The organism is Mesorhizobium sp. CNPSo 4671 (assembly GCF_057784245.1).
The window spans coordinates 178,069-203,460 of the sequence record NZ_JBWLUW010000011.1 but is presented as its reverse complement, the minus strand read 5'-3'; the positions used below and the strand labels follow the sequence as shown (position 1 = coordinate 203,460).

Sequence of the window (25,392 nt, the reverse complement as noted above, 5' to 3'; positions counted from 1 at the left end):
TCCGGAGAATCCTTATGACGCTTTCCACTCCTGTCGATCCCAAAGCCGCGAAGGCCCTCGGCCCACAGCCGGCCGGGCATCCGCCGGTCAAGACCGGCAAGATCGGCGTCATGCTGGTCAATCTCGGCACGCCTGACGGCACCGATTTCAAGCCGATGTGGCGGTATCTCAGGGAATTTCTGTCCGACCCACGTGTCATCGAACTCAACAGGGCGATCTGGTATCCGATCCTCTATGGCCTCGTGCTCACCACCCGGCCGAAGAAGTCGGGCGCCAACTACGCCCGGATCTGGAACCCGGAGAAGAACGAGTCGCCGCTGCGCACCTACACCCGAGCGCAGAGCGAAAAGCTCGCCGAGGCGTTGCGCGACTTGCCCGATGTCGTCGTCGACTGGGCGATGCGCTACGGCAATCCTTCGACCGCGAGCGTCGCCGAAAGCCTGGTCGCGCAAGGCTGCGACCGCATTCTTTCGTTCCCGCTCTATCCCCAGTATTCGGCGACCACCACCGCGACCGCCAACGACCAGCTGTTTCGTGCCCTGATGAAGATGCGCCGTGCACCGGCCATCCGCAGTGTGCCGCCTTACTATGACGAGCCCGTCTACATCGAGGCGCTGGCGCGTTCGATCGAACAGCATCTGACGACACTCGATTTCGAGCCAGAAGTTGTCATCGCCTCATACCACGGCATCCCGAGGCCCTATTTCGAAAAGGGTGACCCCTACCATTGCCACTGCCTCAAGACGACGCGGCTGTTGCGCGACAGGCTCGGCTGGGACGAGAAGAAGCTGATCACCACCTTCCAGTCGCGCTTCGGCGCGCAGGAATGGCTGCAGCCCTACACCGACAAGACCGTGGAGAAACTCGGCAAGGACGGCGTGAAGTCGATCGCCATCGTCAATCCGGGCTTTTCCGTCGACTGCATCGAGACGCTGGACGAGATCGGCCGTGAGGCGGCCGAGACTTTTCATCACGCCGGCGGCAAGAATTTCGCCCATATCCCTTGCCTGAACGACAGCGCCGAGGGCATGGCGGTGATCGAGGCCATGGTGCGTCGCGAATTGTCCGGCTGGGTCTAACACCCGGAACAACGGCCACTCCGGGGCGTTGAGGCGCGCCTTCCGGAGAATTCCATGCCCCGCAAACTCGACCTCAGAACCGGCCGGCCCGTCTGGTCCGCCTATCGGGCGCCAGCCGTGCCGACTGACAGCCTAAGCCGGGACGTCAAGACCGATGTACTCATCATCGGCATGGGCATCAGCGGCGCCATGATGGCCGAGGCGCTGACGGCGGACGGTCATGCCGTGCTCTGCATCGACCGGCGCGGGCCGCTGAAAGGCTCGACCGCCGCGACCACGGCGCTGGTGCAATTCGAAATCGACCAGCCGCTTTCAACGCTCTCAAAGATGATCGGCGAGCCCAAGGCACAGCAGGCCTGGCGCCGCTCGCGGCTCGCCGTTTCCAACCTGGCCGGCCGTATCGCAGAACTTGGCATCAACTGCGGTCCAAATCGCACCCAGTCACTCTATCTGGCAGGCACGGTGCTGCGTCCTTCGGAACTGCGGGAGGAAGCCGACGCGCGACGGCAAGCTGGCATCAAAGCGACCTATCTCACACCGGCCCCACTGGCCGAGCGATACGGCATCGACCGCGGCGGCGCCATCCTCAGCCACGGCAACATCGCGCTCGACCCGCGCAAGCTGACAGCCGGGTTGTTGCTCAAGGCGCTCGAGCGCAAGGCCCGCTTCCACACCCCCGTCGAGGCGACAGCGATCGAGGACAGTGCCAACGAGGTGGTCGTCGCCACGAAAGACGGCCCCACCATCACGGCACAGCATGTTGTCCTGGCCACCGGCTATGAACTGGTCGACATCGTGCCGGCCGCAGCCCACCGGATCATCTCGACCTGGGCGATCGCGACACGCCCGCAACCGCGAAAACTCTGGCCGGGTGCTGCGTTTATCTGGGAGGCGTCAGACCCCTACCTTTACATGCGCGCGACGGCCGACGGCCGCGTCATCTGCGGCGGCGAGGACGAGGATTTTGTCGACGAGACAAGGCGCGACGAACTGATCGCCGACAAGAGTGCCCGTATTGCCGAAAAACTCGGCCGGTTGTTCCCGCATCTCGACGTCAAGCCTGAGTTCGCCTGGACCGGTTCCTTCGGCACCACGTCCACCGGCTTGCCCTATATCGGCGCCATTCCCAGGCACCCACGCATCCATGCAGTCATGGGTTACGGCGGTAATGGCATCACCTTCTCGCGCATCGCTTCCGAAATTATTTCGGCTTCGATCAAGGGGCTAGCCGACACGGATGCAGAGCTGTTCGCCTTCAACCGGTGAGTGCAGGCCTGCAAACAATCCTTCATCACCTGATTGTAACGCATCTGAAACACACTTAAGTCTTTGGTGAAGTCGGCTGCGCGGGAATGGCTCTCGCGGCCTGCTTCTGAGGGAGAGCCAAATGGATTTCAGTGGTTTCGATATTGCGGTCATTGTTCTTGTCGCGCTTGTCGTTCTGGTGCTTTTCAAAGGCATCAAGACAGTTCCGCAAGGCTACAACTATACCGTCGAACGCTTTGGTCGTTACACAAGGACACTGAGCCCCGGCCTCAACATCATTACGCCCTTCGTCGACCGCATCGGCGCCAAGATGAACATGATGGAGCAGGTGCTCGACGTTCCGAGCCAGGAGATCATCACCCGCGACAACGCCATCGTCGGTGTCGATGGCATCGCCTTCTACCAGATCCTCAATGCGGCACAGGCGGCCTATCAAGTTGCCGGCCTGCAGAACGCCATCCTCAACCTGACCATGACCAACATCCGTACCGTCATGGGTTCGATGGACCTCGATGAGCTGTTGTCCAACCGCGACGCCATCAACGAGCGCCTGCTGCGCGTCGTCGACGAGGCGGCGCATCCGTGGGGCATCAAGATCACCCGCGTCGAGATCAAGGACATCAACCCGCCGGCCAACCTCATCGAATCGATGGGTCGCCAGATGACCGCCGAGCGCAACAAGCGTGCGCAGATCCTGGCCGCCGAAGGCCTCAAGCAGTCGCAGATCCTCGAGGCTGAAGGCCGTAAGGAAGCCGCCTTCCGCGACGCCGAGGCGCGCGAGCGCTCCGCCGAGGCCGAGGCCCGCGCCACCCAGGTGGTGTCGGAAGCGATTTCCAAGGGCGACGTGCAGGCACTGAACTACTTCGTCGCCCAGAAATACACCGAGGCGTTGGGCAAGATCGGCACCGCCACCAACAGCAAGATCGTGCTGATGCCCTTCGAGGCGTCGTCGCTGATCGGCTCGCTCGGCGGCATCGGCGAGATCGCCAAGGAAGTCTTCCGCAGCGAAGGCACGACCGGTTCGCAGAGGCAGGCCGCCCGCCCGCCAGTCGTGCGTCCAACCGATAATTAAAGTCTCCAACACAGGAGAACACCATGATCGATCGTGTCATTTCCGAACTCGGCCCGTGGAGCTGGATGGTTCTGGGCTTCGTCCTGCTGGTGATGGAAATCATCGCGCCTGGCATCTTCATGCTGTGGATCGGCATCGCCGCGCTGATCATCGGCGCGGTGTCGCTGCTGATCTGGGACGCGGCATTCTGGACTTGGCAGGTCCAGGTCCTCGCTTTCCTGGCGCTGTCGCTGGTCTCGGCCTATGTCGGCAAAAAACTGGTCGGCGGTCGAAATGATCCGACCGACCAGCCGCTGCTCAACCGGCGCGGCGCGCAGATGGTCGGCCGCATGGCGACACTCGCCGAACCGATCGCCAACGGCCGCGGCCGCATCAAGCTCGGCGACACGCTATGGCGCGTCTCCGGCCCCGACCTGCCGGCCGGCACGAAGGTGCGCGTGACGAGTGCCGCCGATACCGATCTGGAACTGACGGTGGAACGGGTCTGAGTTTTCAGACCCGGCACCGACGCACAAGGTGTATTGAGATTCAGGTCAGGCCGAGTCGAAACGCTGGGTTTCGAGAACCGGAGCGGAGCGTACTTTTCGTACCTGAGCTCAGTTCTACTGCGACGCAGTAGAACTGAGCTCAGGTATCAGCCATTTGCAGGCCGGCCTCACCTGAATATCAGCACACCTACGCTGCGCCGATGCGCAGCAGGTCGTGGAAATGCACCACGCCGAGCGGCATGTTGTTCTTGGTCACCACCAGCGCGCCAATATTGTACTCGTTGAGCAGCGCGATCGCCGTGCCGGCAAGCGTCTGCGGGTCGACCGTCTTGGGCGTGCGGGTCATGACCTCATCGACGATGACGTCGGCCAGGTGGCGGTGCAGGTTGCGCGCGACATCGCCGTCGGTGATGATCCCGGCCAATTCGCCATTCGCGTCGACGATCAGGACGCAGCCGACCTTCTTCTGCGACAGCGTCATCACCGCTTCCGGCATCTTGGTGCCAAGAAGCGCCAGCGGAATCTGGTCGCCGACCCGCATGATCTCGGAGACCAGCGTCAGGTTGGCGCCGAGCTGGCCGCCGGGATGGAAGGTGCGGAAATGGTCCGGCGTGAAGCCGCGCGCCTCGAGCAGCGCGATCGCCAGCGCATCGCCGATGACCAGTTGCAGCAGCGTCGATGTCGTCGGCGCCAGGCCGTGCGGGCAGGCCTCCGGGGTGCGCGGCAAGAGCAGCACGACGTCGGCCGCACGCGCCAGCGCCGATGTCTCCCCAGCGGTTATAGCGATAAGCGGAATGGAGAAGCGCCTGGAATAGGCGATAATGCCCTTGAGCTCGAGGCTTTCGCCCGACCACGACATGGCGATGATGGCATCGTCCTTGGCGATCATGCCGAGATCGCCGTGATTGGCCTCGACGGGATGAACGAAGAAAGCCGGTGTGCCGGTCGAGGCCAGCGTCGCCGCGATCTTCGAACCGATATGGCCGCTTTTGCCGACGCCGGTGACGATCAGCCGGCCTTCGATCTTCGAGATCATGTCGACGGCCTGCGCGAAGGGCGCGGCCAGTCCGTTCTCGAGCGCTTCGGCCAGGGCGGCGATCCCGGCCTGCTCGGTTGCCACCGTTCTCAGTGCCGAATCAATCGACGCTTGCCTGTCCAGGGGCTTCTTGTCGAGGGGTCTCGCATGCATGGATGATGCGATTAGCGCTTTGCCGCCCGACTGTCCAACAGAAATGGCACTGATGCCCTGACGGCGGAGGCCTTGGGCAGGCCAAACGATCCCGCAAACAGCGGCACTTAACCGGACGAACGATCGCAGCCTCAACCCTCCGTTAACCATCCCCATTTACGGTTCGGTAAGTATGGCGCGCACAGCGCCGCGCAAGCAGTGGTGGCGATGTCCGGGGCCCAGCTAGAAAAATCAGGAGGACGACGGGGCAAGGCGGTATGCGCCTTGCTGCTGGCGACCAGCATGCTTGCCTTGCTCCGCCCGGGGCAGCTTCATGCCCAGGAAACCGAGCTGCGCGGCGAGGTTTCCGAATCGGCGATCCTCTCCGACCAGCAGCGCAAGGCAAGGCAGCTCGCCCTTGCCGCCCAGGGCCAGCAGCCACCGGCCAATGCCGCGCAGGACGATACGCCGCCGCGCACCTATTTGCCGGCCAGCGCCGGCGCCGTCCCCGACGACACGGGCACGGATGCCGCCACCGGCAGCATTTTCGATCCACCGCAGGCGACCGACGACGCGTCCACCGACACTCCGACGCCGCCCAAGCCTCGCCGTCGTCCAACGAGCGCCGGGCAGAACGCGACGCATCAGGACAAGACCAAGGCGGACGCCAAGGCGGCCGGCAAGTCGAAAAAGAAGAAAAAATCGACGGCTGCAACCACCGACACCACCGCTTCAACGACTGCCTCCACGACGGACGCTGCCGGTACGACCGACACGGATGAGGAGACGGCCAACCGCCGTGCCCTCACCGTCGATAGCGCCGACAGGCAGAAACTCGACCCCGGTGCCGAGCGCACCGCCGCCATCGAAGGCCAGAACAAGAAGGCCGAGGACGATCCGTTCGCCGCCACCGGCGTCAAATGGGGCTCCTTCGTCATCCGGCCGTCGATCGAACAAGGGCTGACCGCCACGACGAACGGCGATTCCAGCAGTGCCGGCACGTCGGCGCTGCTGTCGGAGACGGCATTGCGCTTTACCGCCGTTTCCGACTGGCGCGAAAACTCCGCCACCATCGATGGCTACGGCCTGTTCCGTGAGACCGTGTCGGGCTACCGTGTTCACGATGCGCAAGGCCGGATCGAGGGCCAGCTCAATGTCGACCTCGACAACGAACTGCGCGCCATCGCCAAGCTCGGCTATGAAGCGGTACCTGAAACGGCGTCCTCCCCCAACGCCATTGCCGGCGTCAGCACGCAGCCGCTGCGGCAGACGATCGACGGCAGCCTTGGCGTCGAAAAGCACATCGGCAAGATGCAGTACACGCTGACCGGCGCGGTCTCGCACGACTTCTATGGCGACGCCGAGCTTTCGGACGGCACCACGCTGTCGCAGAAGGATCAGGACAACACACTTTACACAGCGACATTGCGCACCGGTTACGAAATCTCGCCGGCCCTCACCCCGTTCACCGAAATCGAGGTCGGCCGCCGGGCCTATGATCAGCGCATCGACAATGAAGGCTTCGAGCGGTCCTCGACGCGGCTTGGCGCCCGCGCCGGCCTGCAACTCGACATGGGTGAGAAGCTGTCGGGTGAATTCTCGGCCGGCTGGCTGCGGGAAGCGATCGATGACAAAAGTCTGGAGGCGATTTCGGGCGCCACCGTCAACGCCGACCTCAAATGGTCGCCGGAACGCGGCACCACGATCGGCCTGACCGGCAAGACCACCGTCGAGACCACGACCACATCGGGGGAAAGCGGCGATATCCTCTATTCCGGCCGCCTGACCGGTGAACGCCAGATCCGTGCCAATCTCACCGCGAATGCGGCCCTGGGCCTCGACTGGCGCCACTATGTCGGCATCGATGGCCATGACCAGATCTTGAGCGCCGAAACCGGACTGACCTGGTGGCTGAACCGCTATGCCGGTCTCACCACAAGGGTGAGGACCGAAAAGCTGACAAGCAACCTGCCCGGCCGCGAATACACCGCCAACAGCATTTATCTCGGCATCAAAGTGCAGCGCTGAGCGCATACGCGCCAAGGGTATGTCGAGATTCAGGTCAGGCCGAGCCGAGAATGGTGGTGTTCGAGAACCGGAGCGGAGCGTACTTTTCGTACGTGAGCACCGGAAGCACAGAACACCGCCATTCGCAGGCCGGCCTCACCTGAATATCGGCGTACCCTAGAATGCCGCCCCGCGGCGCTCCGACGGCTTCATCTCGTCGAGAAGCGTGCGGATCACCCCGGCCATGTTCTCGTTCATGTCGCTGCGCCACAGCGCGAAGGCGACATTGGCCTCGACAAAACCTTCGGGCGAACCGCAGTCGAAGGTGCGGCCCTGATAGTGGTAGCCGTAGAAGGCCTGCTGCTTTTCCAGCTTCAGCATCGCGTCGGTGAGCTGGATCTCATTGCCGGCGCCCTTTTCCTGGCCTTCGAGGATCTTGAAGATCTCGGGCTGCAGGATGTAGCGGCCGTTGATGTAGAGGTTGGAGGGCGCCGTGCCGGTTTTCGGTTTCTCCACCATCTCGGTGATGCGGAAGCCGTGATGCGTATCCTCGCCGCGGCCGACAATGCCGTATTTGTGGGTCTCCGCCGGGTCGCATTCCTGCACGGCAATGATGTTGTTGCCGGTTTCCTCGTAGAGCTCGACCATCGACTTCATGCAGCTCTTTTCCGACTGCATGATCATATCGGGCAGCAGCAGCGCGAACGGCTCGTCGCCGACCAGTTCGCGCGCGCACCAGACGGCATGGCCAAGCCCCATCGGCACCTGCTGGCGGGTGAAGCTGGTCTGCCCCGGCGCCGGCTGCAGCCGCTGCAGGCGGGCAAGCTGCTCGTCCTTACCGCGCTGTGCCAGCGTGTCATAGAGCTCGAACTGGATATCGAAATGATCCTCGATGACCGCCTTGTTGCGGCCGGTCACGAAAATGAAATGCTCAATGCCGGCTTCGCGCGCCTCATCCACCACGTATTGGATGACCGGCCGGTCGACGACGGTCAGCATTTCCTTGGGAACAGCCTTGGTGGCCGGGAGGAACCGCGTGCCGAGACCGGCGACCGGGAAAACTGCTTTGCGAACTCTCTTCATGCTTTCAATTATCCGTTTGCTGGCCGGCTCCGCAATCCCCGTCTCGCGACATTTTCACGCCGGAATTGAAGATTACTGGGGCGGGCGAGGGAAACTTCCACCGGTTAAAGCATCGAGGGTGTCTTTTCGTTCCAGGCGGCACCTATGGTAAACTAATTCCTAACCCGGTTCGGCGATGAATGGTCTTTCCTGAGACAGAGAAGGAGGAAAACATGTCCGTTCGCAATGCCGCAAAACGTTTCACCAGCGTCATGACGGCCGCCAGCCTCTCGCTCGCTCTGCTGATGCCCGCCGGACCAGCCTTCGCCGACGCCGGTTTCCGGCAATGGGTCGCCGGCTTCCGCGCCACCGCCGTCGCGGGCGGCGTTTCCGGCGCTGTCTACGACCAGGCTTTCAGGGACATCAAGGAGCCCGATCCGGTGGTGCTGGAAAAGGCCCGCACGCAGCCCGAATTCACCGCGCCGGCCTGGGATTATTTCGACAACCGCGTCCATGACCAGTCGGTTGCCGTCGGGCAGCAGATGGCGAAAAAGTGGAAGCCGTGGCTGGACAGGATCGAGGCGCGGTTCGGCGTCGACCGCTACATTCTCTTGGCCATCTGGTCGATGGAATCGAATTATGGCGAGATCCTCAAGCGCGACGACATCATGCGCAACGTCATTCGTTCGCTGGCGACTCTAGGCTATGGCGATCCGAAGCGATCGAAATACGCCCGCACCCAGCTGGTCGCGGGCCTAAAAATCCTGCAGACCGGCGACATTGATGAAAGCCACCTGATGGGCTCCTGGGCCGGCGCCATGGGCCAGACCCAGTTCATCCCCACCAGCTACCAGCATTATGCCGTCGACATGGACGGCAATGGCAAGCGCGACATCTGGAATTCCATCCCCGACGCGCTGGCGACATCAGCCAATCTGCTGAAGAAGAATGGCTGGCAGGCCGGCAAGACCTGGGGCTACGAGGTCACGCTGCCCGCCGGCAAACTGCCCGCCGGATCGAAGACGCTGGCACAATGGCAGGCACTCGGCGTCGTCAGGGCCAGCGGCAAGCCGTTCAAGACCCTCACCGACAAGGCGACGCTGAAAGTGCCGGACGGCCGTGGCGGGCCGGCCTTCCTGATGATCCGGAATTTTTCGGTCATCAAGGCCTACAACAATGCCGACAAGTATGCCCTGGCCGTTGGCCTTCTTGCCGACGAGATCGCCGGTGGCAACGGTCTGGTTCAGGACTGGAAGCGGCCCTTCACCAAGCTCTCCTTCGAGGAAAGGCAAGAGTTGCAGAAGCGGCTTTCGCAACACGGGCTATATGACGGCAAGTTCGACGGCAAGATCGGTGACGGCACGAAGACCGCCATCATGACCTATCAGGCGAAGGTCGGCTTGACCCAGGACGGCTATCCGAGCATGGAAGTGCTCAAATGGCTCAGACAAAAATAGAGCCTGTTACGGACTAGGGAGGAATGTTTGGTCTGGGCTAGGCGCATTGGGACGCTCGTTCGTCGCATGCCGGTGCTTGTCCTGGCCATCGCCGTGCTCGCTATTGCCGTGGCGGGCACCTTACATGTGCCAGCCATGGCGCAGGAGCAGCCGCAGCAAAATCGTGGCTGGTCGTTGCGCGATCTTCTATTCCCGCGTCGCAGCGAACGCGTCGAGCCGCCGCTCGACGTTCAGAAGGCAAAGCCGAAGCCTCGCAAACCCCGAGTGCCACGTGCGCCGGTCGAACCACAAGTGCCGATAGCTGAGAAGGCGCCAGACGCCCGTACTGTCCTGGTGGTCGGCGACTTCATGGCGTCCGGTCTCGCCGAAGGCCTGGACACCGCCTTTGCCGACAACCCAGCCGTTAGGATCGTCGTGCGCAGCAATGGCTCGTCCGGCTTTGTGCGTGACGATTTCTACAACTGGCCAGAACAGATCAAAACGCTGATCGAGACCGAGAAACCGGCCGCGGTCGTCGTCATGCTGGGCTCCAACGATCGCCAGCAGATGAAAGTGGGGGATGTGCGCGAGCAGCCCCGGTCGGAGAACTGGACCAAGGAATATGAGCGCCGCACCGACGAACTCGGCAAGGCCATCGCCGACGCCAAGGTGCCGTTCCTGTGGGTCGGCATGCCGGCCTTCCGGGTGCCGAAGATGACGTCCGACATGCTGGCCTTCAACGACATCTACCACAAGGCCGCCGAAAGCCATGGCGGCGAATTCGTCGATGTCTGGGACGGCTTCGTCGACGAGAACGGCGCTTTCATCACCACCGGCCCCGACATGAACGGCCAGCCGGTGCGGCTGCGCGCCGATGACGGCATCAATGTCTCCAAGGCCGGCAAGCGCAAGCTTGCCTTCTACACCGAAAAGCCGCTGGCCAAGATCCTGGGCCTGGCCGCACCCGGCAGCGTGGCTCCGGCCACCGCACCCGCCGGTGCCCCCGTCGAGGCGCCTGCGCCGGCCGCCGCACCCATTGTCATCGACCGTACCGCGCCCATGCTGCTCAGCGACCCGGCGCTCGACGGCGGCACCGAACTGCTCGGCGCCGCCCCGCCGGCAAAAGCCAATCCGGCTCTCCCTGGGGAAAAACTGGTGATCGAGGGCAAGGCACCGGAAGCGTCACCCGGACGCGCCGACGATTTCTCCTGGCCACCGAAGGCCGAGCCGCCGGCGACAGCCGCGGCCGCCGACACGACGACGGCGATCACCCCTTAACGCGGCAATACCGACGACCCCATTAGCGCCTCGTCGATCGAGCGTGCCGCCTGGCGGCCTTCGCGGATCGCCCAGACGACCAGCGACTGGCCACGGCGCACATCGCCCGCCGCATAGAGCCGGTCGACGCTGGTCTTGTAGTCGTGGTCATTGGCCTCTACATTCCGGGAGCGGCGGCTGTCGGTGGTGATTTTCATCTCACCCTCGAGTTCCTTCGCCACGCCCACCGCCGCCGGTCCGGCAAAGCCGATGGCGATGAAGGCGAGATCGGCGCGGATGACGAATTCGGTGCCGGCGATCGGCTTGCGCTTCTCGTCGACCTCGCAGCACTTGACGCCGGTCAGCTGGCCATCCTCGCCGATGAATTCGAGCGTCGCCACCTGGAATTCACGCTCGGCGCCTTCGGCCTGCGAGGACGAGGTGCGCATCTTGGTCGCCCAATAGGGCCAGACGGCAAGCTTGTCTTCCTTCTCGGGCGGCTGCGGGCGGATGTCGAGCTGGGTGACGCGCACCGCGCCCTGGCGGAAGGCGGTGCCGACGCAGTCGGACGCGGTATCGCCGCCGCCGACGACGACGACATGCTGCCCGCCGGCGATGATCGGATGCGACGGCCACGCCACCGACTGGATCGGCTCGCCGCCGACGCGGCGGTTCTGCTGCACCAGATAAGGCATGGCGTCATGCACGCCACCGAGATCGTCGCCCGGAATGTTGGCCGCGCGCGGTGTTTCCGAGCCGCCGCAATAGAGCACGGCATCATGTTCGGCGAGCAGTTCGGCAACGGGCTTGTCGACACCTACATTAACGCCGCAGTGGAAGGTCACGCCCTCGCCCTGCATCTGTTCGATGCGCCGGTCGATATAGTGCTTCTCGATCTTGAAGTCGGGAATGCCGTAGCGCATCAGCCCGCCCGGGCGGCTTTCGCGCTCGTAGACATGGACGTCGTGGCCGGCGCGGCCGAGCTGCTGGGCGGCCGCCATACCGGCCGGGCCGGAGCCGATGATGGCGACCCGCTTGCCGGTCTTCTTCTCCGGCGGATAGGGCCGGATATGGCCGGTTTCATAGGCCTTGTCGGCGATCGCCTGTTCCACCGTCTTGATGGCAACCGGGATGTCCTCGAGGTTCAGCGTGCAGGCTTCCTCGCAAGGCGCGGGGCAGATGCGGCCGGTGAACTCCGGGAAATTGTTGGTCGAATGCAGGTTGCGGATCGCGTTGTCCCAGTCCCTGTTGTAGACGAGGTCGTTCCAGTCGGGGATCTGGTTGTGGATCGGGCATCCTGTCGGCCCGTGACAGAACGGAATGCCGCAATCCATGCAGCGCGCGGCCTGTTTCTCGACCTCCTTGTCCGACATCGGCAGTGTGAATTCACGGAAATGCCGGATGCGGTCGGAGGCCGGCTGGTACTTGTGCACCTGCCGGTCGATTTCGAGAAAGCCTGTTACCTTGCCCATAGTCCAGTTCCTGCTGTCCAGATGGTGCGGTTTTCGCCGCACCCGTTAACCTCTTGAGGCAGCCATGGCAACCTTGCGCCGGAGGTCAAACTGTCGATGAAGGGGGCCGGGAAGCCTGGGCTCCCCGGCGATTCTCACAAAACTATTCGGCCGCGACGCCCATGCGCATGCGTTCCATCTCGATCAGCGCACGGCGGTATTCGACCGGCATGATCTTGCGGAATTTCGGCCGGAACGTCGTCCAGTCGTCGAGGATCTCGCGGCCGCGCACCGAACCCGTATAGTGCACGTGGTTCGAGATCAGCTGGTAGAGCCGTTCCTCGTCATGGCTGGTCATGTCGCCCGACACGTCGACGCGGCCCTTGTGGTCGAGGTCGCCGCCATGGTGCAGCAGCCTCTCCATCAGGTCGTCTTCTTCCGGAACCGGCTCCAGCTCGACCATCGCCATGTTGCAGCGCTCGGCGAAATCGCCCGCCTCGTCCAGCACATAGGCGACGCCGCCCGACATGCCGGCGGCGAAGTTGCGGCCGGTCTTGCCGATGACGACGACGACACCGCCGGTCATGTATTCGCAGCCATGGTCGCCGACGCCTTCGACGACGGCGGCGACGCCCGAATTGCGCACCGCGAAGCGCTCGCCGGCGACACCGGCGAAATAGGCCTCGCCCTCGGTTGCGCCATAGAGCACCGTATTGCCGACGATGATGGAGTCGGCCGCGACGATCCTGGCCTCTTCCGGCGGCCGGATGACGATGCGCCCACCCGACAGGCCCTTGCCGACATAATCGTTGCCGGCACCGACGAGTTCGAACGAGACGCCGCGCGCCAGGAAAGCGCCGAAGGACTGGCCGGCGGTGCCGGTGAGCTTCACCTGGATTGTGTCCTCGCGCAGGCCCTTGTGCTTGAAGCGCTTGGCGACTTCGCCCGACAGCATGGCGCCCGTCGAACGGTCGACATTGCGGATGTCGACCTCGATCTTGACCGGCTGCTTGGCCTCCAGTGCGGGCTTGGCAAGTTCGATCAGCTTGCGGTCGAGTACGTCGTCGATCGGATGCTTCTGGCGTTCGGTCCAATGCACCGCTTCATGCGGCGCATCGGGCTTGTAGAACATCTTCGAGAAATCGAGACCGCGCGCCTTCCAGTGCTGGATCACCTCGCGCTTTTCCAGAAGATCGCTGTCGCCGATGATCTGGTCGATATGGGTGAAGCCCATCTCGGCCAGCAGCGCCCTGACCTCTTCCGCCACATAGAAGAAGAAGTTGATGACATGCTCGGGCGTACCCTTGAAGCGCTTGCGCAGCACCGGATCCTGGGTGGCGACGCCAACCGGACAGGTGTTCAAATGGCACTTGCGCATCATGATGCAGCCGGCCGCGATCAGCGGTGCGGTCGAGAAGCCGAACTCGTCGGCCCCGAGCAGCGCGCCGATGATGACGTCGCGCCCGGTGCGCAAGCCGCCGTCGACCTGCAGGGCCACGCGTGAGCGCAGACCGTTCAGCACCAGCGTCTGGTGCGTCTCGGCAAGGCCCATTTCCCACGGGGAACCGGCATGCTTGAGCGAGGTCAGCGGCGAGGCACCGGTGCCGCCATCATAACCCGAAATGGTGATGTGGTCGGCGCGCGCCTTGGCGACGCCAGCCGCGACCGTGCCGACACCGACTTCAGACACCAGCTTGACCGAGACGTCGGCCGCCGGATTGACGTTCTTCAGATCGTAGATCAGCTGCGCCAGATCCTCGATTGAATAGATGTCGTGATGCGGCGGTGGCGAGATCAGGCCGACGCCCGGCGTCGAGTGCCGCACCTTGGCGATGGTCGCGTCGACCTTATGGCCGGGCAACTGGCCACCCTCGCCGGGCTTGGCACCCTGCGCGACCTTGATCTGCATGACATCGGAATTGACCAGATACTCCGCTGTCACACCGAAGCGACCCGAAGCGACCTGCTTGATCGCCGAGCGCTCCGGGTTCTTGCCGCCGCCGGGCAGCGGCAGATAGCGGTCGGCCTCTTCGCCACCCTCGCCGGTGTTCGACTTGCCGCCGATCTGGTTCATGGCGCGCGCCAGCGTGGTGTGCGCCTCACGCGAGATCGAGCCGAACGACATCGCGCCGGTTGAGAAGCGCTTGACGATATCGGCTGCCGACATGACGTCGTCGAGCGCGACCTTCTTACGCCCGGTCTCCTCCGCCAGCCTGATCTTGAACAGGCCACGGATGGCCTGGGCGCGAGCCGTCTCGCTGTCGATCTGCGCGGAATATTCCTTGAACGTCTCCCACGAGCCCTGGCGAACGGCGTGCTGCAAGGTGGCGACCGCGTCGGGCGACCACATATGCGCCTCGCCGCGCATGCGGAACAGATACTCGCCGCCGACCTCCAGATTGTTGCGCAGCACCGGATCGTTGCCGAAACCGTCGGTGTGTCGGCTGACGGTTTCGCCCGCGACCTCATCCAGCCCGACGCCTTCGATCAGCGTCGCCGTGCCGGTGAAATACTTCTCGACGAAATCGCTCTTCAGCCCGATCGCGTCGAAAATCTGCGCGCCGCAATAGGACTGGTAGGTCGAGATGCCCATCTTGGACATCACCTTGAGGATGCCCTTGCCGATCGACTTGATGTAGCGCGACACCACCTCGTAGGCGTCGACCTCTTCCGGCAGCTCGCCACGCTTGTGCATGTCGGTGAGCGTGTCGAAGGCGAGATAGGGGTTGATCGCCTCGGCGCCATAGCCGGCGAGGCAGCAGAAATGATGCACTTCGCGCGGCTCGCCGGATTCCACGACGAGGCCGACAGAGGTGCGCAGCCCCTTGCGGATCAAATGATGATGGACAGCCGCCGTCGCCAGCAGCGCCGGAATGGCGATGCGGTCCGGGCCAAGCTGGCGGTCGGACAGGATGATGATGTTGTAGCCGCCGGCGACCGCCGCCTCGGCCCGCTCGCACAGACGGTCGATGGCGCCCTGCATGCCCGCAGCGCCCTCATTCGAGCCGTAGGTGATGTCGATCGTCTTGGTGTCGAAGCGGTCCTCGGTGTGGCCGATGGAACGGATCTTCTCCAGATCGCCATTGGTCAGGATCGGCTGGCGCACTTCGAGCCGCTTGCGGCGCGAATTGCCGACCAGGTCGAAAATGTTCGGCCGCGGCCCGATGAAGGACACCAGGCTCATCACCAACTCCTCGCGGATCGGGTCGATCGGCGGGTTGGTGACCTGGGCGAAGTTCTGCTTGAAATAGGTGTAAAGCAGCTTCGACTTGTCCGACATCGCCGAGATCGGCGTGTCGGTGCCCATCGAACCCACGGCTTCCTGGCCGGTGGTCGCCATCGGCGACATCAACAGCTTGGTGTCTTCCTGGGTATAGCCGAACGCCTGCTGGCGATCGAGCAGGCTGACATCCTTGCGCAGCGCGCGCGGTTCAACCGGCTTCAGATCTTCGAGGATGAGCTGCGTGTTGGCGAGCCAGGTCTTGTAGGGATGCCTGGTGGCGATCTCCGACTTGATCTCCTCGTCGGGCACGATGCGGCCCTTGGCAAGGTCGATCAGGAGCATGCGGCCGGGCTGCAGCCGCCACTTCTTGACGATCCTCTCCTCCGGCACCGGCAGCACGCCGGCCTCGGAAGCCATGATGACGCGGTCATCGTCGGTGACGATGTAGCGTGCCGGGCGCAGTCCGTTGCGGTCGAGCGTGGCGCCGATCTGGCGGCCATCGGTGAAGGCAACCGCGGCCGGCCCGTCCCACGGCTCCATAAGGGCCGCATGGTATTCGTAGAAAGCCTTGCGGTCGGCATCCATGAGCTTGTTGCCGGCCCAGGCTTCCGGGATCAGCATCATCATGGCGTGGCTGAGGCTGTAGCCGCCCTGGAACAGGAATTCGAGCGCATTGTCGAAGCACGCCGTGTCCGACTGGCCGTCATAGGAGATCGGCCACAGCTTCGAGATGTTGTTGCCGAACAGTTCGGAATCGACCGAGGCCTGGCGCGCCGCCATCCAGTTGTTGTTGCCGCGCACCGTGTTGATCTCGCCATTGTGCGCGACCATGCGGTAGGGGTGCGCCAGCTTCCACGATGGGAAGGTGTTGGTCGAAAAGCGCTGATGCACCAGGATCAGCGCGGTCTCGAAGCGCGGATCCTTGAGATCCTTGTAGTAGGCACCGACCTGATAGGCCAGGAACATGCCCTTGTAGACGATCGTGCGCGCCGACAGCGACACGCAATAGGCGCCGATATCCTTGTTGTCGTTCTCGGCATAGATGCGGCCGGAAATGACCTTGCGCAGCAGATAGAGCCGGGCTTCGTACTCCTCGTCATCGGGAATTTCAGCGGTGCGGCCGATGAACACCTGCCGGTGGAACGGCTCGGACGCGACGATATCGGGCGCCTTCGACAGCGACGAGTTGTCGACGGGCACGTCGCGGAAGCCGATGAGCGGCAGCCCTTCGGACTGCGCCGATTCGGCGATGATGTCCTCGATATGGGCGCGCAGCGCCGCGTCCTGCGGCATGAACCAGTGTCCGACGCCATACTGGCCCGCCGGCGGCAGTTCGATGCCCTGGGCCGCCATTTCCTCGCGGAAGAACTGGTCGGGAAGCTGCACCAGCACACCGGCACCGTCACCGACCAGCGGGTCGGCGCCCACGGCGCCGCGATGCGTCAGGTTTTCAAGCACGGCAAGGCCGTCCTTGACGATCTGATGCGACTTCACGCCCTTCATGTTGACGATGAAACCGACACCGCAGGCGTCATGTTCGTTGCGCGGATCGTAGAGGCCCCGAGGGGCAAAACCGGTTTGGCCAATGTCGGTTCGGCCAGTGTCGGTTCGCGACATATTTTTGACGGCACCCGCTTTTGTCTGCGCGGCCTGGCCGTTCGTCGCAGAGAGCGTCATGTCCGTCATTGTCCTGTCCTCCATTCCCAGCCCTTCAGGCGCTGGCCAGTTCTTCGGTCGCTAATTTGCCTCGGCAAGCGCTTGGCTCACCCTGATCCTTGCGGCACGTCTTTTCGAAATCCTTGCCGAACCAGGCGGCTTTCCGCATGGTTCGCGTATGGTATCGTACAGGCCAGAGTCTGGCCGTCCACCTGTCGCTCGCAGCAACAGCCGGAGAGGCCAATATGTTACGCCAATCCAGCCTGTTTTGTGCGACAAAATAAGACAGCACTACTGTCCTAAATTTTTATGGCAGAATTCCCCGACGCACACAAGACCGATTCACAAAAAACTTGAGCTTTCCGCGACATAAAATTACGCGAAGTTGAGGGAAAACGTAAGCTTCAGTCGCCGATCCCTTAGCGCTGAGTTGATTGGCTTCAACGGTTTTCCGGCATCTGGCCCCTTGCGGTTGGGGCGTGAAACCGGTCAACTCCGCGCCGATTTCCCCAAAACCCCGACTTCCCCAAGACATAGGCAGATGCATGTTCTTCGCTTCCGACAATTGGGCAGGCGCCCATCCCAATATCGTTGCCGGCCTGTCGGCCGCGGCCGGCGGCTTTGCCACCGCCTATGGCGACAGCGCACTCGACCAGGCGGTTTACCGGCGCTTCAGTGAGATTTTCGAACGCGAGGTCGCGGTCTTCTTCGTGGCGACCGGCACCGCCGCCAACGCGCTGTCATTGACCACCTTCAACAAGCCCGGCGGCATCTCCTTTGCCCACCGCGAATCGCATGTCATCGAAGACGAGTGCGGTGCGCCTGAATATTTTTCCGGCGGCGCGCGCTTGCATGCCGTCGACGGTGCCCTGGGCAAGATCGACCCGCACAATCTGGAACGGGCCATCGGCCGCTTCGCGCCCGAAATCGTCCACTGGGGACGGCCGATGGCGGTCTCGATCACCCAGTCGACCGAGGTCGGCACCATCTACGGCCTGAAAGAGATCGAGACGATTTCGGCCATCGCCAAACAGCATTCCGTGCCGCTGCACATGGATGGCGCCCGCTTTGCCAATGCGCTGGCGGCGCTCGACACGACACCGGCCGAAATGACCTGGAAACGCGGTGTCGACATCCTGTCCTTCGGCGGCACCAAGAATGGCTGCTGGTGCGCCGAGGCGATCGTGCTGTTCGATCTCGACCGCGCCAAGGAATTGACCTTTCTGCGCAAGCGTGCCGCCCAGCTGTTTTCCAAGTCGCGCTTTGTCGCGGCGCAGTTCGAAGCCTATTTCAAGGACGGTCAGTGGCTCGACACCGCGCGCCACGCCAACGCCATGGCCGCCCGCCTCGCGGCGGCGATCGAGGATTCGGCGCACGCGAAGCTGGCCTGGCTGCCGCAGGCCAACGAAGTGTTCGCCGTGATCAAGAAGACGGAAGCCGAGAGGCTGCAGGCGGCGGGCGCTGCCTTCTACGACTGGCACAAGCCGCACGGCTTTGACGGCCATATCGGCGAGGACGAACTGCTTTACCGCTTCGTCACCAGCTTCGCGACGTCAGCCGAGGAAGTCGACCGCTTCGGCCAGCTGATCGCCGGATAGTCGGTCCCCGAACAACAAAAAGCGGCGCCTTTCGGCGCCGCTTTCGTCTCGGGAGGAGACGCTTCCATTCCTAGGCTACATTACGCAGCGTTCTTGGCCTCGATCTGCTTGGCCTTGGCCGGAGCCGAGGTGATCGCGATCTTGCGCGGCTTCAACTCCTCGGGAATGTTGCGCTTGAGGTCGACGAAGAGCAGGCCGTTCTTCAGCGCGGCGCCGACGACTTCAACGTGGTCGGCAAGCTGGAAGCGGCGCTCGAAGGCCCTGGAGGCAATGCCGCGATACAGCAGCTCGGAGCCTTCGCCGGTGCCCTCGTCCTTGCGCTCACCCTTCACGGTCAGCACGTTGCGGTGGGCTTCGATCGAGATTTCCTCGTCCGAAAAGCCGGCGACCGCCATCGAAATCCGGTAGGAATCCTCACCAGTGCGCTCGATATTGTAGGGCGGATAGGTCTGCGCGCCATCAGGCTGCGCCAGCGAATCCAGCATGGTGAAGAGACGGTCGAAGCCGACGGTCGAGCGATAGAGCGGGGAAAAATCAACGTGACGCATGAGGTGTTCTCCTTTGAGCAACATGGTTTGCGTATGGCCGGTGCGAAACCCGTAAGCGGCGTTTCGGCAGGACCAGCGGCCCCAACATTGGCGACCGCATTCCACATTTGGGGAGCGCCTGAATGCATTTCAAGATTTCGCCGTACGGCAAAAAGCGAAGCGCCCTGCCCTTGATGAACGGCAGATGAACCGGACCTTCGGCGCGCGTTCAGACGGCTGCCGCTAGAGTGACCCCAAGATCAAGGATTGGCGGCGCTGGATTTTGCAGAGGCGCCGCAACGAGGCCGAACCGGGTGTTAACGTCCCTTCCTCCCGGATCGACAGGGGCCGGAAGCACGCCTTCGAGCGGCTTCCGGCCTTCCCCGTTACGGTCCCGGCATAAGCCGGATTTGCTTTGCTTTTGATGCGTTGGCGTCTATCACCTTGACGAGGCCAGCCGCGACAGGCTGGCACCCGAAGACGCCGAGCACAAAGCGCCGCATGACGGACCTTCTCCACGACACGCCGCTTTTCCACGAAACCGAGGGCAATCCGCGACCGGAAAACGCCACCGGCGGCTTTTTCATCACGCGCGACCGCAAGAAGATCCGCTATGGCCTGTTCGCGGCGGCGACACGTCCGATGCGGGGCACCGTGGTGCTGCTGTCCGGCCGCAACGAGTGCATCGAGAAATATTTCGAAACCATCCGCGACCTTGCCGCCCGCGGCTTTGGCGTCGCCACGCTCGACTGGCGCGGCCAGGGCGATTCCGACCGGTTGATCCGCGACCGCCAACGCGGCTATGTCCGCTCCTTCCGCGACTACACCGCTGACCTCGAGCAGTTCTTCGAGGAGATCGTGCTGCCCGATTGCCGCGGACCGTATTACATCCTTGCCCATTCAGCCGGGGCGGTGATCGCGCTTCTTGCCGCGCCATCGATGGTGAACCGCGTGCGCCGCATGGTGCTGATCGCGCCATTCCTGACCCTGCCGGACCTGCCGGTCTCGATCAGGACAGTCCGCCGCGTCTGTTCGGTCTTCTGCGCTTTGGGGCTGGGCCGGCTCTATGCCGCCTGGGGTCCACGGCCCAGACACACGCTGCCTTTCGAAGCCAACAAGGTGACGTCGGATCCGCAGCGCTATCGCCGCAACACACGCATCTACGAAGAGTATCCGCAAATGGCGCTTGGCGGGCCGACCATCCGCTGGCTGCAGGCGGCGGCGAAGGCGTCGGAAGCGGTCAGCGACCCCGACTTCATGGCTCGGATACAGGTGCCGCTGCTCATCATCGCCGCTGGCGCCGACCAGGTCGTCTCGACCAGGGCGGTCGAGGCCTACGCCAGAAGCCTGAGACTCGGTTCGCTGCTGATGATCGACGGCTCCAAGCATGAAATCCTGCAGGAGGTCGACCTCTACCGCGAACAATTGCTCGCTGCCTTCGATGCCTTCATCCCCGGCTCGGACGACCCGACGGCCTGACCGGCGCCGCAGTCCCATCGCGGGCCGGCATAGCTGACACACCGTTGTCAGGATGATCGGCCAGCCGCTCCTCGCGGCAGGCAAACCGCTAAAGATTCTGACAGCCCACCCCGCCCCGAAATGCTCATCTCAATGCGTCGAATTGAACGCCATGGAGACGAGATCATGACCGAGAAAACCTGCGCCGCCTGCGATTGCCAGCTGGATGCCAATCCGATCCGCGTCAAGGTCGGCGGCAAGACCGTCGAGGTCTGCTGCGAGGAATGCGCGACGGCGCTGAACGAGGCCGGCGCCTCGGCGGCAGGCGTGAGCGAGGATTGAGCCATGCGTACCGATCATGCAGCGGCACAACGCCTGGCTGGACAGGTTCCGGCGCCGCCAGCCCGCACCCAAACCAGCCTGCAAGCCTTGCACGCCCAATGCATCGCGGTGGCGAGATGGCTCACCCGCCAGATGGAGAAGCGCCGAAGCCGGCTCGCCTTGCTGGAAATGACCGACGAACAGCTCAAGGACATCGGTCTGTCACGCGGCCAGGCCTATTCGGAATTCAGGCGCCGCTCGTGGGATTGAGGGACGTCCTTCGAGAAGTCTCCTGACAGGATTGGGCAGGCCGTTTGCATAGAGTGCCCATCGCAATTCCGGAATCATTCCGACGCGAGGGAAAACGCAACGGCCATGTCGCAATTCAGGGTGCAGCTCCTTCTGGACACCGGCGTCGTCAAGGTGCGGGACGTCGTCTGCAGCGGCGAATGCCGGCACAGGAGCGAAGAGGAATGCACTGCAACCACGCATCTGGTGTTTCCCTATCGCGGCGTCTTCGTACGCCATGTCGGCCGCAATGACGCCGTGGCGGAAGCCAATCAGTTGCTGTTCTTCAACGAGGCCGAGGGCTACCAGGTCAGCCATCCCATTGAGGGCGGCGATGCCTGCCTCGACCTCGTCGTCGAGGAAGGCCAATTGCGGGAACTGGCGCCGAAGGAGCAGTTGCGTTCTGGCGGCGTCCTGGCGTTTCGCCGCCAGCGCCGGCGTGTCGATCCCCGCGCGCAGGCCTTGGTGGCACTGCTGCGCCACAGCCTGAGCCGCAATGTCGCCGAAACGCTGGAGGCCGAGACGCTTGTCCTGACGCTGGTGCGGCGCTCGCTCGGCGAGCGCACCTCGCATGTCGCGGGCGCCAGCCCCGGCCGGCAAAAGCTGGTCGACCGCGCCAAGCTCGTGCTGGCGTCGGACCTGTCGCGGCGCTGGACGCTGGCCGAGATTGCCGCAGAGGTCGGCGTCTCGCCTGTCTACCTGACGCAAATGTTCCAGCAGGTCGAGGCCATGCCGCTCTATCGCTACCATCTGCGCCTGCGGCTGGCGCGCGCGCTCGACCTGCTTGGCCGCTACGACAATCTGACCACTCTGGGCATGGATCTCGGCTTTTCCAGCCACAGCCATTTCAGTGCGTCGTTCAAGCAGGTCTACGGACGCACGCCGGCGGAGTTCCAGCGCTCGATCAAGCCACGCTGAAGCAACTGCTTCAAAGACAGCGCGGAGATATCAGCCGCGCAGGGCAGCCATGGCGGCCGCGTGAAGCTCCGGCGTCGCCGCCGCCAGCACATCGCCGCCCTTTTCCGCCGGCCCGCCATCGAAGGTGGTGACGACACCGCCCGCCTTCTCGATGATGGGGATCAGCGCCACGATGTCATAGGGCTTCAGGCCGGGATCGGCGACGATGTCGACGCTTCCCGAGGCGATCATGGCGAAGGCATAGCAATCGGCGCCGTAGCGGGCGAGCTGGACTTGCTTTTCGAACGCGTCATAGCGCGTGCGCGCCTCGCCCTTGTACAGCGCTGGCGTGGTGGTGAACAGTGTCGCCTCATCGAGCCTGGTTGTCTTGCGGGTCGAAAGCTTGCGCGGGCCGCCCGGCCCCTCATAGTGCGAGCCCGAGGCGTTGGCGTAGAACAGTTCGCCGGTGAAAGGCTGCGCCATCATGCCGGCGACCGCGTCGCCATCAACCGTCAGCCCGACCAGCGTCCCCCACACCGGCAGGCCGGAGATAAAGGCACGCGTGCCGTCGATCGGGTCGATCACCCAGACATGCCGGCTGGAGGTGTTCTCGCTGCCATGCTCCTCGCCGAGAATGCCATGGTCGGGATACTGCGCCGATATCAGCGCCCGGATGGCGCGCTCGGTCTCGCGGTCGGCTTCGGTGACCGGGTCGAAACTGCCCTTTTCCTTGTTGGCCACGGCACCCTGAGCGCGAAAGCGCGGCAAGGTCTCGGCCGCTGCCGCTTGCGCGATGCGGCGCATGAAATCGATGCTGATGTCCAACTGATTCTCCCGCATTGCCGAATGCCCAACCGGGCTCTGCCGACACTTTCCCGCCAAAACAAGCCTGTTTATCGATTTATTCGTCGCGACAACTGTTGCCCAAATGTCACATCCACGTCATCGAAACGCAATTTCCACATCACTCTGATTTAAAAAAGCCTGAAGGTCGCTTGACATTTGTGCACCGCACAATACCCTCAATCTCGGACAGGTTTTCCTGTCCATGCCCTCCTTGGGCGTTTCCTCCCTAGACTTCGACCGTATCGTGCAAACGATGCGGTCTTTTTTTCGCCTTGCGGCTCCAATGCATGTCGCCCAAAAGTGTTTAGCGGTTTGGGACAACGACATGCATGAAAACAAGCCGCGATTTCACTCGGCCGCCAGCGGCAGGTCGATGAAGTGATGGTCGGGCATTGCCATCAGTTCCGCCGAGAATCGCGTCAGATCATCGGCCAGCGCATCGAAGCCGGCGACCTTCTCGAAGGTCCGTTCATTCATGTAGAGCCCGCGATTGACCTCGATCTGCAGCGCATGCAGATGGCGCGCCGGGCGGCCGTAGTGCTCGGTGATGAAGCCGCCGGCATAGGGCTTGTTGTGGGCGACGGTATAGCCCATGGCGGTCAGCAGGCCGATCGCCGTCTCGGTCAGGGCAGCGGTGGCGGAAATGCCGAAACGGTCGCCGATGATGAAGTCCGGCCGCAGGCCGCTGTCGCCGACACGGATGCTTGCCGGCATCGAATGGCAATCGATCAGCACGGCAAAGCCGAAACGGGCGTGCGTCCTGGTCAAAAGCCGCTTCAGTGTTTCGTGATAGGGCTTGTAGACGGCCTCGATGCGGGCAACGGCTTCGGCCAGCGGCAGGCGGCCGGAATAGATGTCGAGCCCCTCGCCCACCAGCTTGGGCACCGTGCCAAGTCCGCCCGCCACCCGCGCCGAGCGGATGTTGCAGAAGGACGGCACCGGCTCGGCGAACATGCGCGGATCGAGTTCCCACGGCTCGCGGTTGACGTCGAGATAGGCGCGCGGGAAATTCGCCGCCAGCATCGGCGCGCCGAGCGCCACGGCACCGCCGAACAATTCATCGACGTAGCAATCCTCCGAGCGGCGGATGGCGTTGCGGTCGAGCCTCGCCATGGCGAGGAAGCGTTCCGGATAGTAGCGGCCGCTATGCGGTGAGTTGAACAGGAATGGGACGCGCTGCTCGGCGCCCGATCGGATTTCGAAGGGTTGAACGACCGCAAAATCCTCGGCTGCCGTCTTCAATTTGCACGAACCCGAAAACACCGATGCATCATGGTGTGAAAGTGCCACCTTGCTGGCCGCATGTCCAGCATTTCGCTATTCGCGTCGCCTTGCCGAATGCGGATATTGCTTCGTCGCGTTCACTTGATGTTTACCGTCACCTCCTCATATACAGGATGGTTAACGGGCCTGCCCGACGGCAGTCTCGGGCGGGTGATTCGGACGGGATATCATGGCACGCATTCTTCTGGCGGAAGACGACGACGATATGCGTCGTTTCCTCGTCAAGGCGCTGGAACGCGCCGGCTACCAGGTCAGCGATTTCGACAATGGCGCGAGCGCCTATGAGCGGCTTCGCGAAGAGCCGTTCTCGCTGCTGTTGACCGACATCGTCATGCCGGAGATGGACGGCATCGAACTGGCGCGGCGCGCCACGGAGATCGATCCCGACCTCAAGGTCATGTTCATCACCGGTTTCGCCGCCGTTGCGCTGAACCCGGATTCCAAGGCGCCGAAGGACGCCAAGGTACTGTCGAAGCCCTTCCATCTGCGCGATCTCGTCAACGAGGTCGAGAAGATGCTGCACGCGGCCTGAACCGCCTTCCGCTGAGGCATCGCCGCTGCGGCGAGACGACGCCTTCTTTCCTTTTTCTCGCTATTGACGCGCCGGACCAAAAATGGTGTATGCGCGGCTTCGGATGGGCGTGTAGCTCAGCGGGAGAGCACTGCATTGACATTGCAGGGGTCACAGGTTCAATCCCTGTCACGCCCACCATCCTTTTAAAGAAATGCCGATATAGCTTCTACCGTTTGGCATAAAGCCCGGGCGGTTTTTGCCGACGCATCGGACGCGCCGGCCGCCTCCAGATACCGACGCCGTTGAAGATCATCCCACGTCGCACCGTAGCGCAGAAAGTGGGATGTGATCGCCGGGTAGTGTCTCAGTTTGAAATTCTCACATGAAAAAGGCCGCTTGTGGAGGGCGGCCTGCCAGGCGACGGGAGTCGAACCCGCAGGTCTAATCAAAGACATGGGGCTACCATGGCCTTACCATTCGGCCTAACGCCTGGC

Annotated in this window: 20 protein-coding genes and 2 tRNA genes; 14 read left to right on the top strand and 8 right to left on the bottom strand. The window is 63.2% G+C overall.

From position 1 onward, the window contains the following. Window positions 1–14 precede the first annotated feature (14 nt). From hemH to AC04SF_RS27520, 4 genes are all read left to right on the top strand, one after another. Window positions 15–1,079 (top strand): ferrochelatase, encoded by a 1,065-nt coding sequence (hemH, locus tag AC04SF_RS27535; protein ID WP_488480337.1) that lies wholly within the window; start codon window positions 15–17, stop codon window positions 1,077–1,079. A gap of 54 nt (window positions 1,080–1,133) precedes the next feature. Beyond that, window positions 1,134–2,345, top strand: a complete 1,212-nt coding sequence (locus tag AC04SF_RS27530; RefSeq protein WP_488480336.1) for an NAD(P)/FAD-dependent oxidoreductase — start codon at window positions 1,134–1,136, stop codon at window positions 2,343–2,345. A 121-nt stretch (window positions 2,346–2,466) separates the two neighbouring features. Continuing rightward, window positions 2,467–3,417 (top strand): SPFH domain-containing protein, encoded by a 951-nt coding sequence (locus AC04SF_RS27525; RefSeq protein ID WP_488480335.1) that lies wholly within the window; start codon window positions 2,467–2,469, stop codon window positions 3,415–3,417. 23 nt (window positions 3,418–3,440) lie between these two features. Continuing rightward, window positions 3,441–3,905, top strand: coding sequence for an NfeD family protein (locus tag AC04SF_RS27520; RefSeq protein ID WP_488480334.1), 465 nt, complete (start codon window positions 3,441–3,443; stop codon window positions 3,903–3,905). Window positions 3,906–4,092: 187 nt separating this feature from the next. Here AC04SF_RS27520 and AC04SF_RS27515 read toward each other — a convergent pair whose 3' ends face one another. Beyond that, window positions 4,093–5,094: a KpsF/GutQ family sugar-phosphate isomerase gene (locus AC04SF_RS27515; protein WP_488480333.1), complete on the bottom strand. Its 1,002-nt coding sequence runs from the start codon at window positions 5,092–5,094 to the stop codon at window positions 4,093–4,095. Between the two features lie 207 nt (window positions 5,095–5,301). Between AC04SF_RS27515 and AC04SF_RS27510 the strand changes: the two genes are divergently transcribed. Continuing rightward, window positions 5,302–7,101: an outer membrane beta-barrel protein gene (locus AC04SF_RS27510; RefSeq protein WP_488480332.1), complete on the top strand. Its 1,800-nt coding sequence runs from the start codon at window positions 5,302–5,304 to the stop codon at window positions 7,099–7,101. A gap of 156 nt (window positions 7,102–7,257) precedes the next feature. Here AC04SF_RS27510 and galU read toward each other — a convergent pair whose 3' ends face one another. After that, the gene (galU, locus tag AC04SF_RS27505) at window positions 7,258–8,163 is read right to left on the bottom strand and encodes a UTP--glucose-1-phosphate uridylyltransferase GalU (protein ID WP_096449942.1); all 906 of its coding nucleotides are present in this window, start codon (window positions 8,161–8,163) and stop codon (window positions 7,258–7,260) included. A gap of 212 nt (window positions 8,164–8,375) precedes the next feature. Here galU and AC04SF_RS27500 point away from each other — a divergent pair, with 212 nt between their 5' ends. Together AC04SF_RS27500 and AC04SF_RS27495 are read left to right on the top strand one after the other, a co-directional pair. Further along, window positions 8,376–9,599 (top strand): lytic murein transglycosylase, encoded by a 1,224-nt coding sequence (locus AC04SF_RS27500; protein WP_488480331.1) that lies wholly within the window; start codon window positions 8,376–8,378, stop codon window positions 9,597–9,599. 27 nt (window positions 9,600–9,626) lie between these two features. Beyond that, entirely contained in the window at window positions 9,627–10,856 is a 1,230-nt protein-coding gene (locus AC04SF_RS27495) for an SGNH/GDSL hydrolase family protein (protein ID WP_488480330.1), read from the top strand. Here AC04SF_RS27495 and AC04SF_RS27490 read toward each other — a convergent pair. Both AC04SF_RS27490 and gltB read right to left on the bottom strand, forming a co-directional pair. After that, window positions 10,853–12,307 carry a glutamate synthase subunit beta gene (locus AC04SF_RS27490; RefSeq protein WP_488480329.1) on the bottom strand — a complete coding sequence of 485 codons (1,455 nt, stop codon included), beginning with the start codon at window positions 12,305–12,307 and terminating at the stop codon, window positions 10,853–10,855. The genes AC04SF_RS27495 and AC04SF_RS27490 overlap by 4 nt on opposite strands. A gap of 142 nt (window positions 12,308–12,449) precedes the next feature. Then, window positions 12,450–17,195, bottom strand: coding sequence for a glutamate synthase large subunit (gene gltB, locus AC04SF_RS27485; RefSeq protein WP_488480328.1), 4,746 nt, complete (start codon window positions 17,193–17,195; stop codon window positions 12,450–12,452). A gap of 515 nt (window positions 17,196–17,710) precedes the next feature. On the opposite strand from gltB, the gene AC04SF_RS27480 reads away from it, so the two are divergent. Beyond that, complete coding sequence (locus AC04SF_RS27480; protein ID WP_202352779.1) at window positions 17,711–18,763, top strand: threonine aldolase family protein; 1,053 nt, start codon at window positions 17,711–17,713, stop codon at window positions 18,761–18,763. Between the two features lie 80 nt (window positions 18,764–18,843). On the opposite strand, the gene AC04SF_RS27475 is transcribed toward AC04SF_RS27480, so the two are convergent. Beyond that, a complete protein-coding gene (locus tag AC04SF_RS27475; protein ID WP_096449952.1) occupies window positions 18,844–19,311 on the bottom strand; it encodes an Hsp20 family protein in 468 nt (155 codons plus the stop codon). Between the two features lie 480 nt (window positions 19,312–19,791). On the opposite strand from AC04SF_RS27475, the gene AC04SF_RS27470 reads away from it, so the two are divergent. The 4 genes from AC04SF_RS27470 (at window position 19,792) to AC04SF_RS27455 (ending at window position 22,275) form a co-directional block, all read left to right on the top strand. Next, window positions 19,792–20,769, top strand: coding sequence for an alpha/beta fold hydrolase (locus tag AC04SF_RS27470; RefSeq protein ID WP_488480327.1), 978 nt, complete (start codon window positions 19,792–19,794; stop codon window positions 20,767–20,769). A gap of 165 nt (window positions 20,770–20,934) precedes the next feature. After that, window positions 20,935–21,090: a hypothetical protein gene (locus AC04SF_RS27465; RefSeq protein ID WP_164987199.1), complete on the top strand. Its 156-nt coding sequence runs from the start codon at window positions 20,935–20,937 to the stop codon at window positions 21,088–21,090. Window positions 21,091–21,093: 3 nt separating this feature from the next. After that, the gene (locus AC04SF_RS27460) at window positions 21,094–21,339 is read left to right on the top strand and encodes a DUF1127 domain-containing protein (protein WP_096449955.1); all 246 of its coding nucleotides are present in this window, start codon (window positions 21,094–21,096) and stop codon (window positions 21,337–21,339) included. A 105-nt stretch (window positions 21,340–21,444) separates the two neighbouring features. Further along, window positions 21,445–22,275, top strand: a complete 831-nt coding sequence (locus tag AC04SF_RS27455) for a helix-turn-helix transcriptional regulator (RefSeq protein WP_488480326.1) — start codon at window positions 21,445–21,447, stop codon at window positions 22,273–22,275. Between the two features lie 30 nt (window positions 22,276–22,305). On the opposite strand, the gene hisN is transcribed toward AC04SF_RS27455, so the two are convergent. Both hisN and AC04SF_RS27445 read right to left on the bottom strand, forming a co-directional pair. Next, window positions 22,306–23,079 carry a histidinol-phosphatase gene (gene hisN / locus AC04SF_RS27450; protein WP_488480325.1) on the bottom strand — a complete coding sequence of 258 codons (774 nt, stop codon included), beginning with the start codon at window positions 23,077–23,079 and terminating at the stop codon, window positions 22,306–22,308. Between the two features lie 369 nt (window positions 23,080–23,448). Continuing rightward, on the bottom strand, window positions 23,449–24,390 hold the full coding sequence (locus AC04SF_RS27445; protein WP_488480324.1) for an N-formylglutamate amidohydrolase: 942 nt from the start codon (window positions 24,388–24,390) through the stop codon (window positions 23,449–23,451). Between the two features lie 163 nt (window positions 24,391–24,553). Here AC04SF_RS27445 and cpdR point away from each other — a divergent pair, with 163 nt between their 5' ends. Next, complete coding sequence (gene cpdR, locus AC04SF_RS27440) at window positions 24,554–24,916, top strand: cell cycle two-component system response regulator CpdR (RefSeq protein ID WP_010911372.1); 363 nt, start codon at window positions 24,554–24,556, stop codon at window positions 24,914–24,916. 105 nt (window positions 24,917–25,021) lie between these two features. Next, window positions 25,022–25,096 (top strand) — tRNA-Val (locus AC04SF_RS27435). 214 nt (window positions 25,097–25,310) lie between these two features. Here AC04SF_RS27435 and AC04SF_RS27430 read toward each other — a convergent pair. Further along, window positions 25,311–25,391, bottom strand: a tRNA-Ala gene (locus tag AC04SF_RS27430). Window position 25,392 lies beyond the last annotated feature (1 nt).

What these genes read in the sequence shown, in the direction of transcription:
- AC04SF_RS27470 (WP_488480327.1), top strand. Translation starts at nt 19,792, where the DNA reads ATGACGGACCTTCTCCACGACACGCCGCTTTTCCACGAAACCGAGGGC.
- AC04SF_RS27480 (WP_202352779.1), top strand. Translation starts at nt 17,711, where the DNA reads ATGTTCTTCGCTTCCGACAATTGGGCAGGCGCCCATCCCAATATCGTT.
- cpdR (WP_010911372.1), top strand. Translation starts at nt 24,554, where the DNA reads ATGGCACGCATTCTTCTGGCGGAAGACGACGACGATATGCGTCGTTTC.
- hemH (WP_488480337.1), top strand. Translation starts at nt 15, where the DNA reads ATGACGCTTTCCACTCCTGTCGATCCCAAAGCCGCGAAGGCCCTCGGC.
- AC04SF_RS27490 (WP_488480329.1), bottom strand. Translation starts at nt 12,307, where the DNA reads ATGGGCAAGGTAACAGGCTTTCTCGAAATCGACCGGCAGGTGCACAAG.
- AC04SF_RS27515 (WP_488480333.1), bottom strand. Translation starts at nt 5,094, where the DNA reads ATGCATGCGAGACCCCTCGACAAGAAGCCCCTGGACAGGCAAGCGTCG.
- AC04SF_RS27460 (WP_096449955.1), top strand. Translation starts at nt 21,094, where the DNA reads ATGCGTACCGATCATGCAGCGGCACAACGCCTGGCTGGACAGGTTCCG.
- galU (WP_096449942.1), bottom strand. Translation starts at nt 8,163, where the DNA reads ATGAAGAGAGTTCGCAAAGCAGTTTTCCCGGTCGCCGGTCTCGGCACG.
- AC04SF_RS27465 (WP_164987199.1), top strand. Translation starts at nt 20,935, where the DNA reads ATGACCGAGAAAACCTGCGCCGCCTGCGATTGCCAGCTGGATGCCAAT.
- AC04SF_RS27475 (WP_096449952.1), bottom strand. Translation starts at nt 19,311, where the DNA reads ATGCGTCACGTTGATTTTTCCCCGCTCTATCGCTCGACCGTCGGCTTC.
- AC04SF_RS27525 (WP_488480335.1), top strand. Translation starts at nt 2,467, where the DNA reads ATGGATTTCAGTGGTTTCGATATTGCGGTCATTGTTCTTGTCGCGCTT.
- AC04SF_RS27530 (WP_488480336.1), top strand. Translation starts at nt 1,134, where the DNA reads ATGCCCCGCAAACTCGACCTCAGAACCGGCCGGCCCGTCTGGTCCGCC.
- AC04SF_RS27455 (WP_488480326.1), top strand. Translation starts at nt 21,445, where the DNA reads ATGTCGCAATTCAGGGTGCAGCTCCTTCTGGACACCGGCGTCGTCAAG.
- gltB (WP_488480328.1), bottom strand. Translation starts at nt 17,195, where the DNA reads ATGACGGACATGACGCTCTCTGCGACGAACGGCCAGGCCGCGCAGACA.
- AC04SF_RS27500 (WP_488480331.1), top strand. Translation starts at nt 8,376, where the DNA reads ATGTCCGTTCGCAATGCCGCAAAACGTTTCACCAGCGTCATGACGGCC.
- AC04SF_RS27510 (WP_488480332.1), top strand. Translation starts at nt 5,302, where the DNA reads ATGTCCGGGGCCCAGCTAGAAAAATCAGGAGGACGACGGGGCAAGGCG.
- AC04SF_RS27520 (WP_488480334.1), top strand. Translation starts at nt 3,441, where the DNA reads ATGATCGATCGTGTCATTTCCGAACTCGGCCCGTGGAGCTGGATGGTT.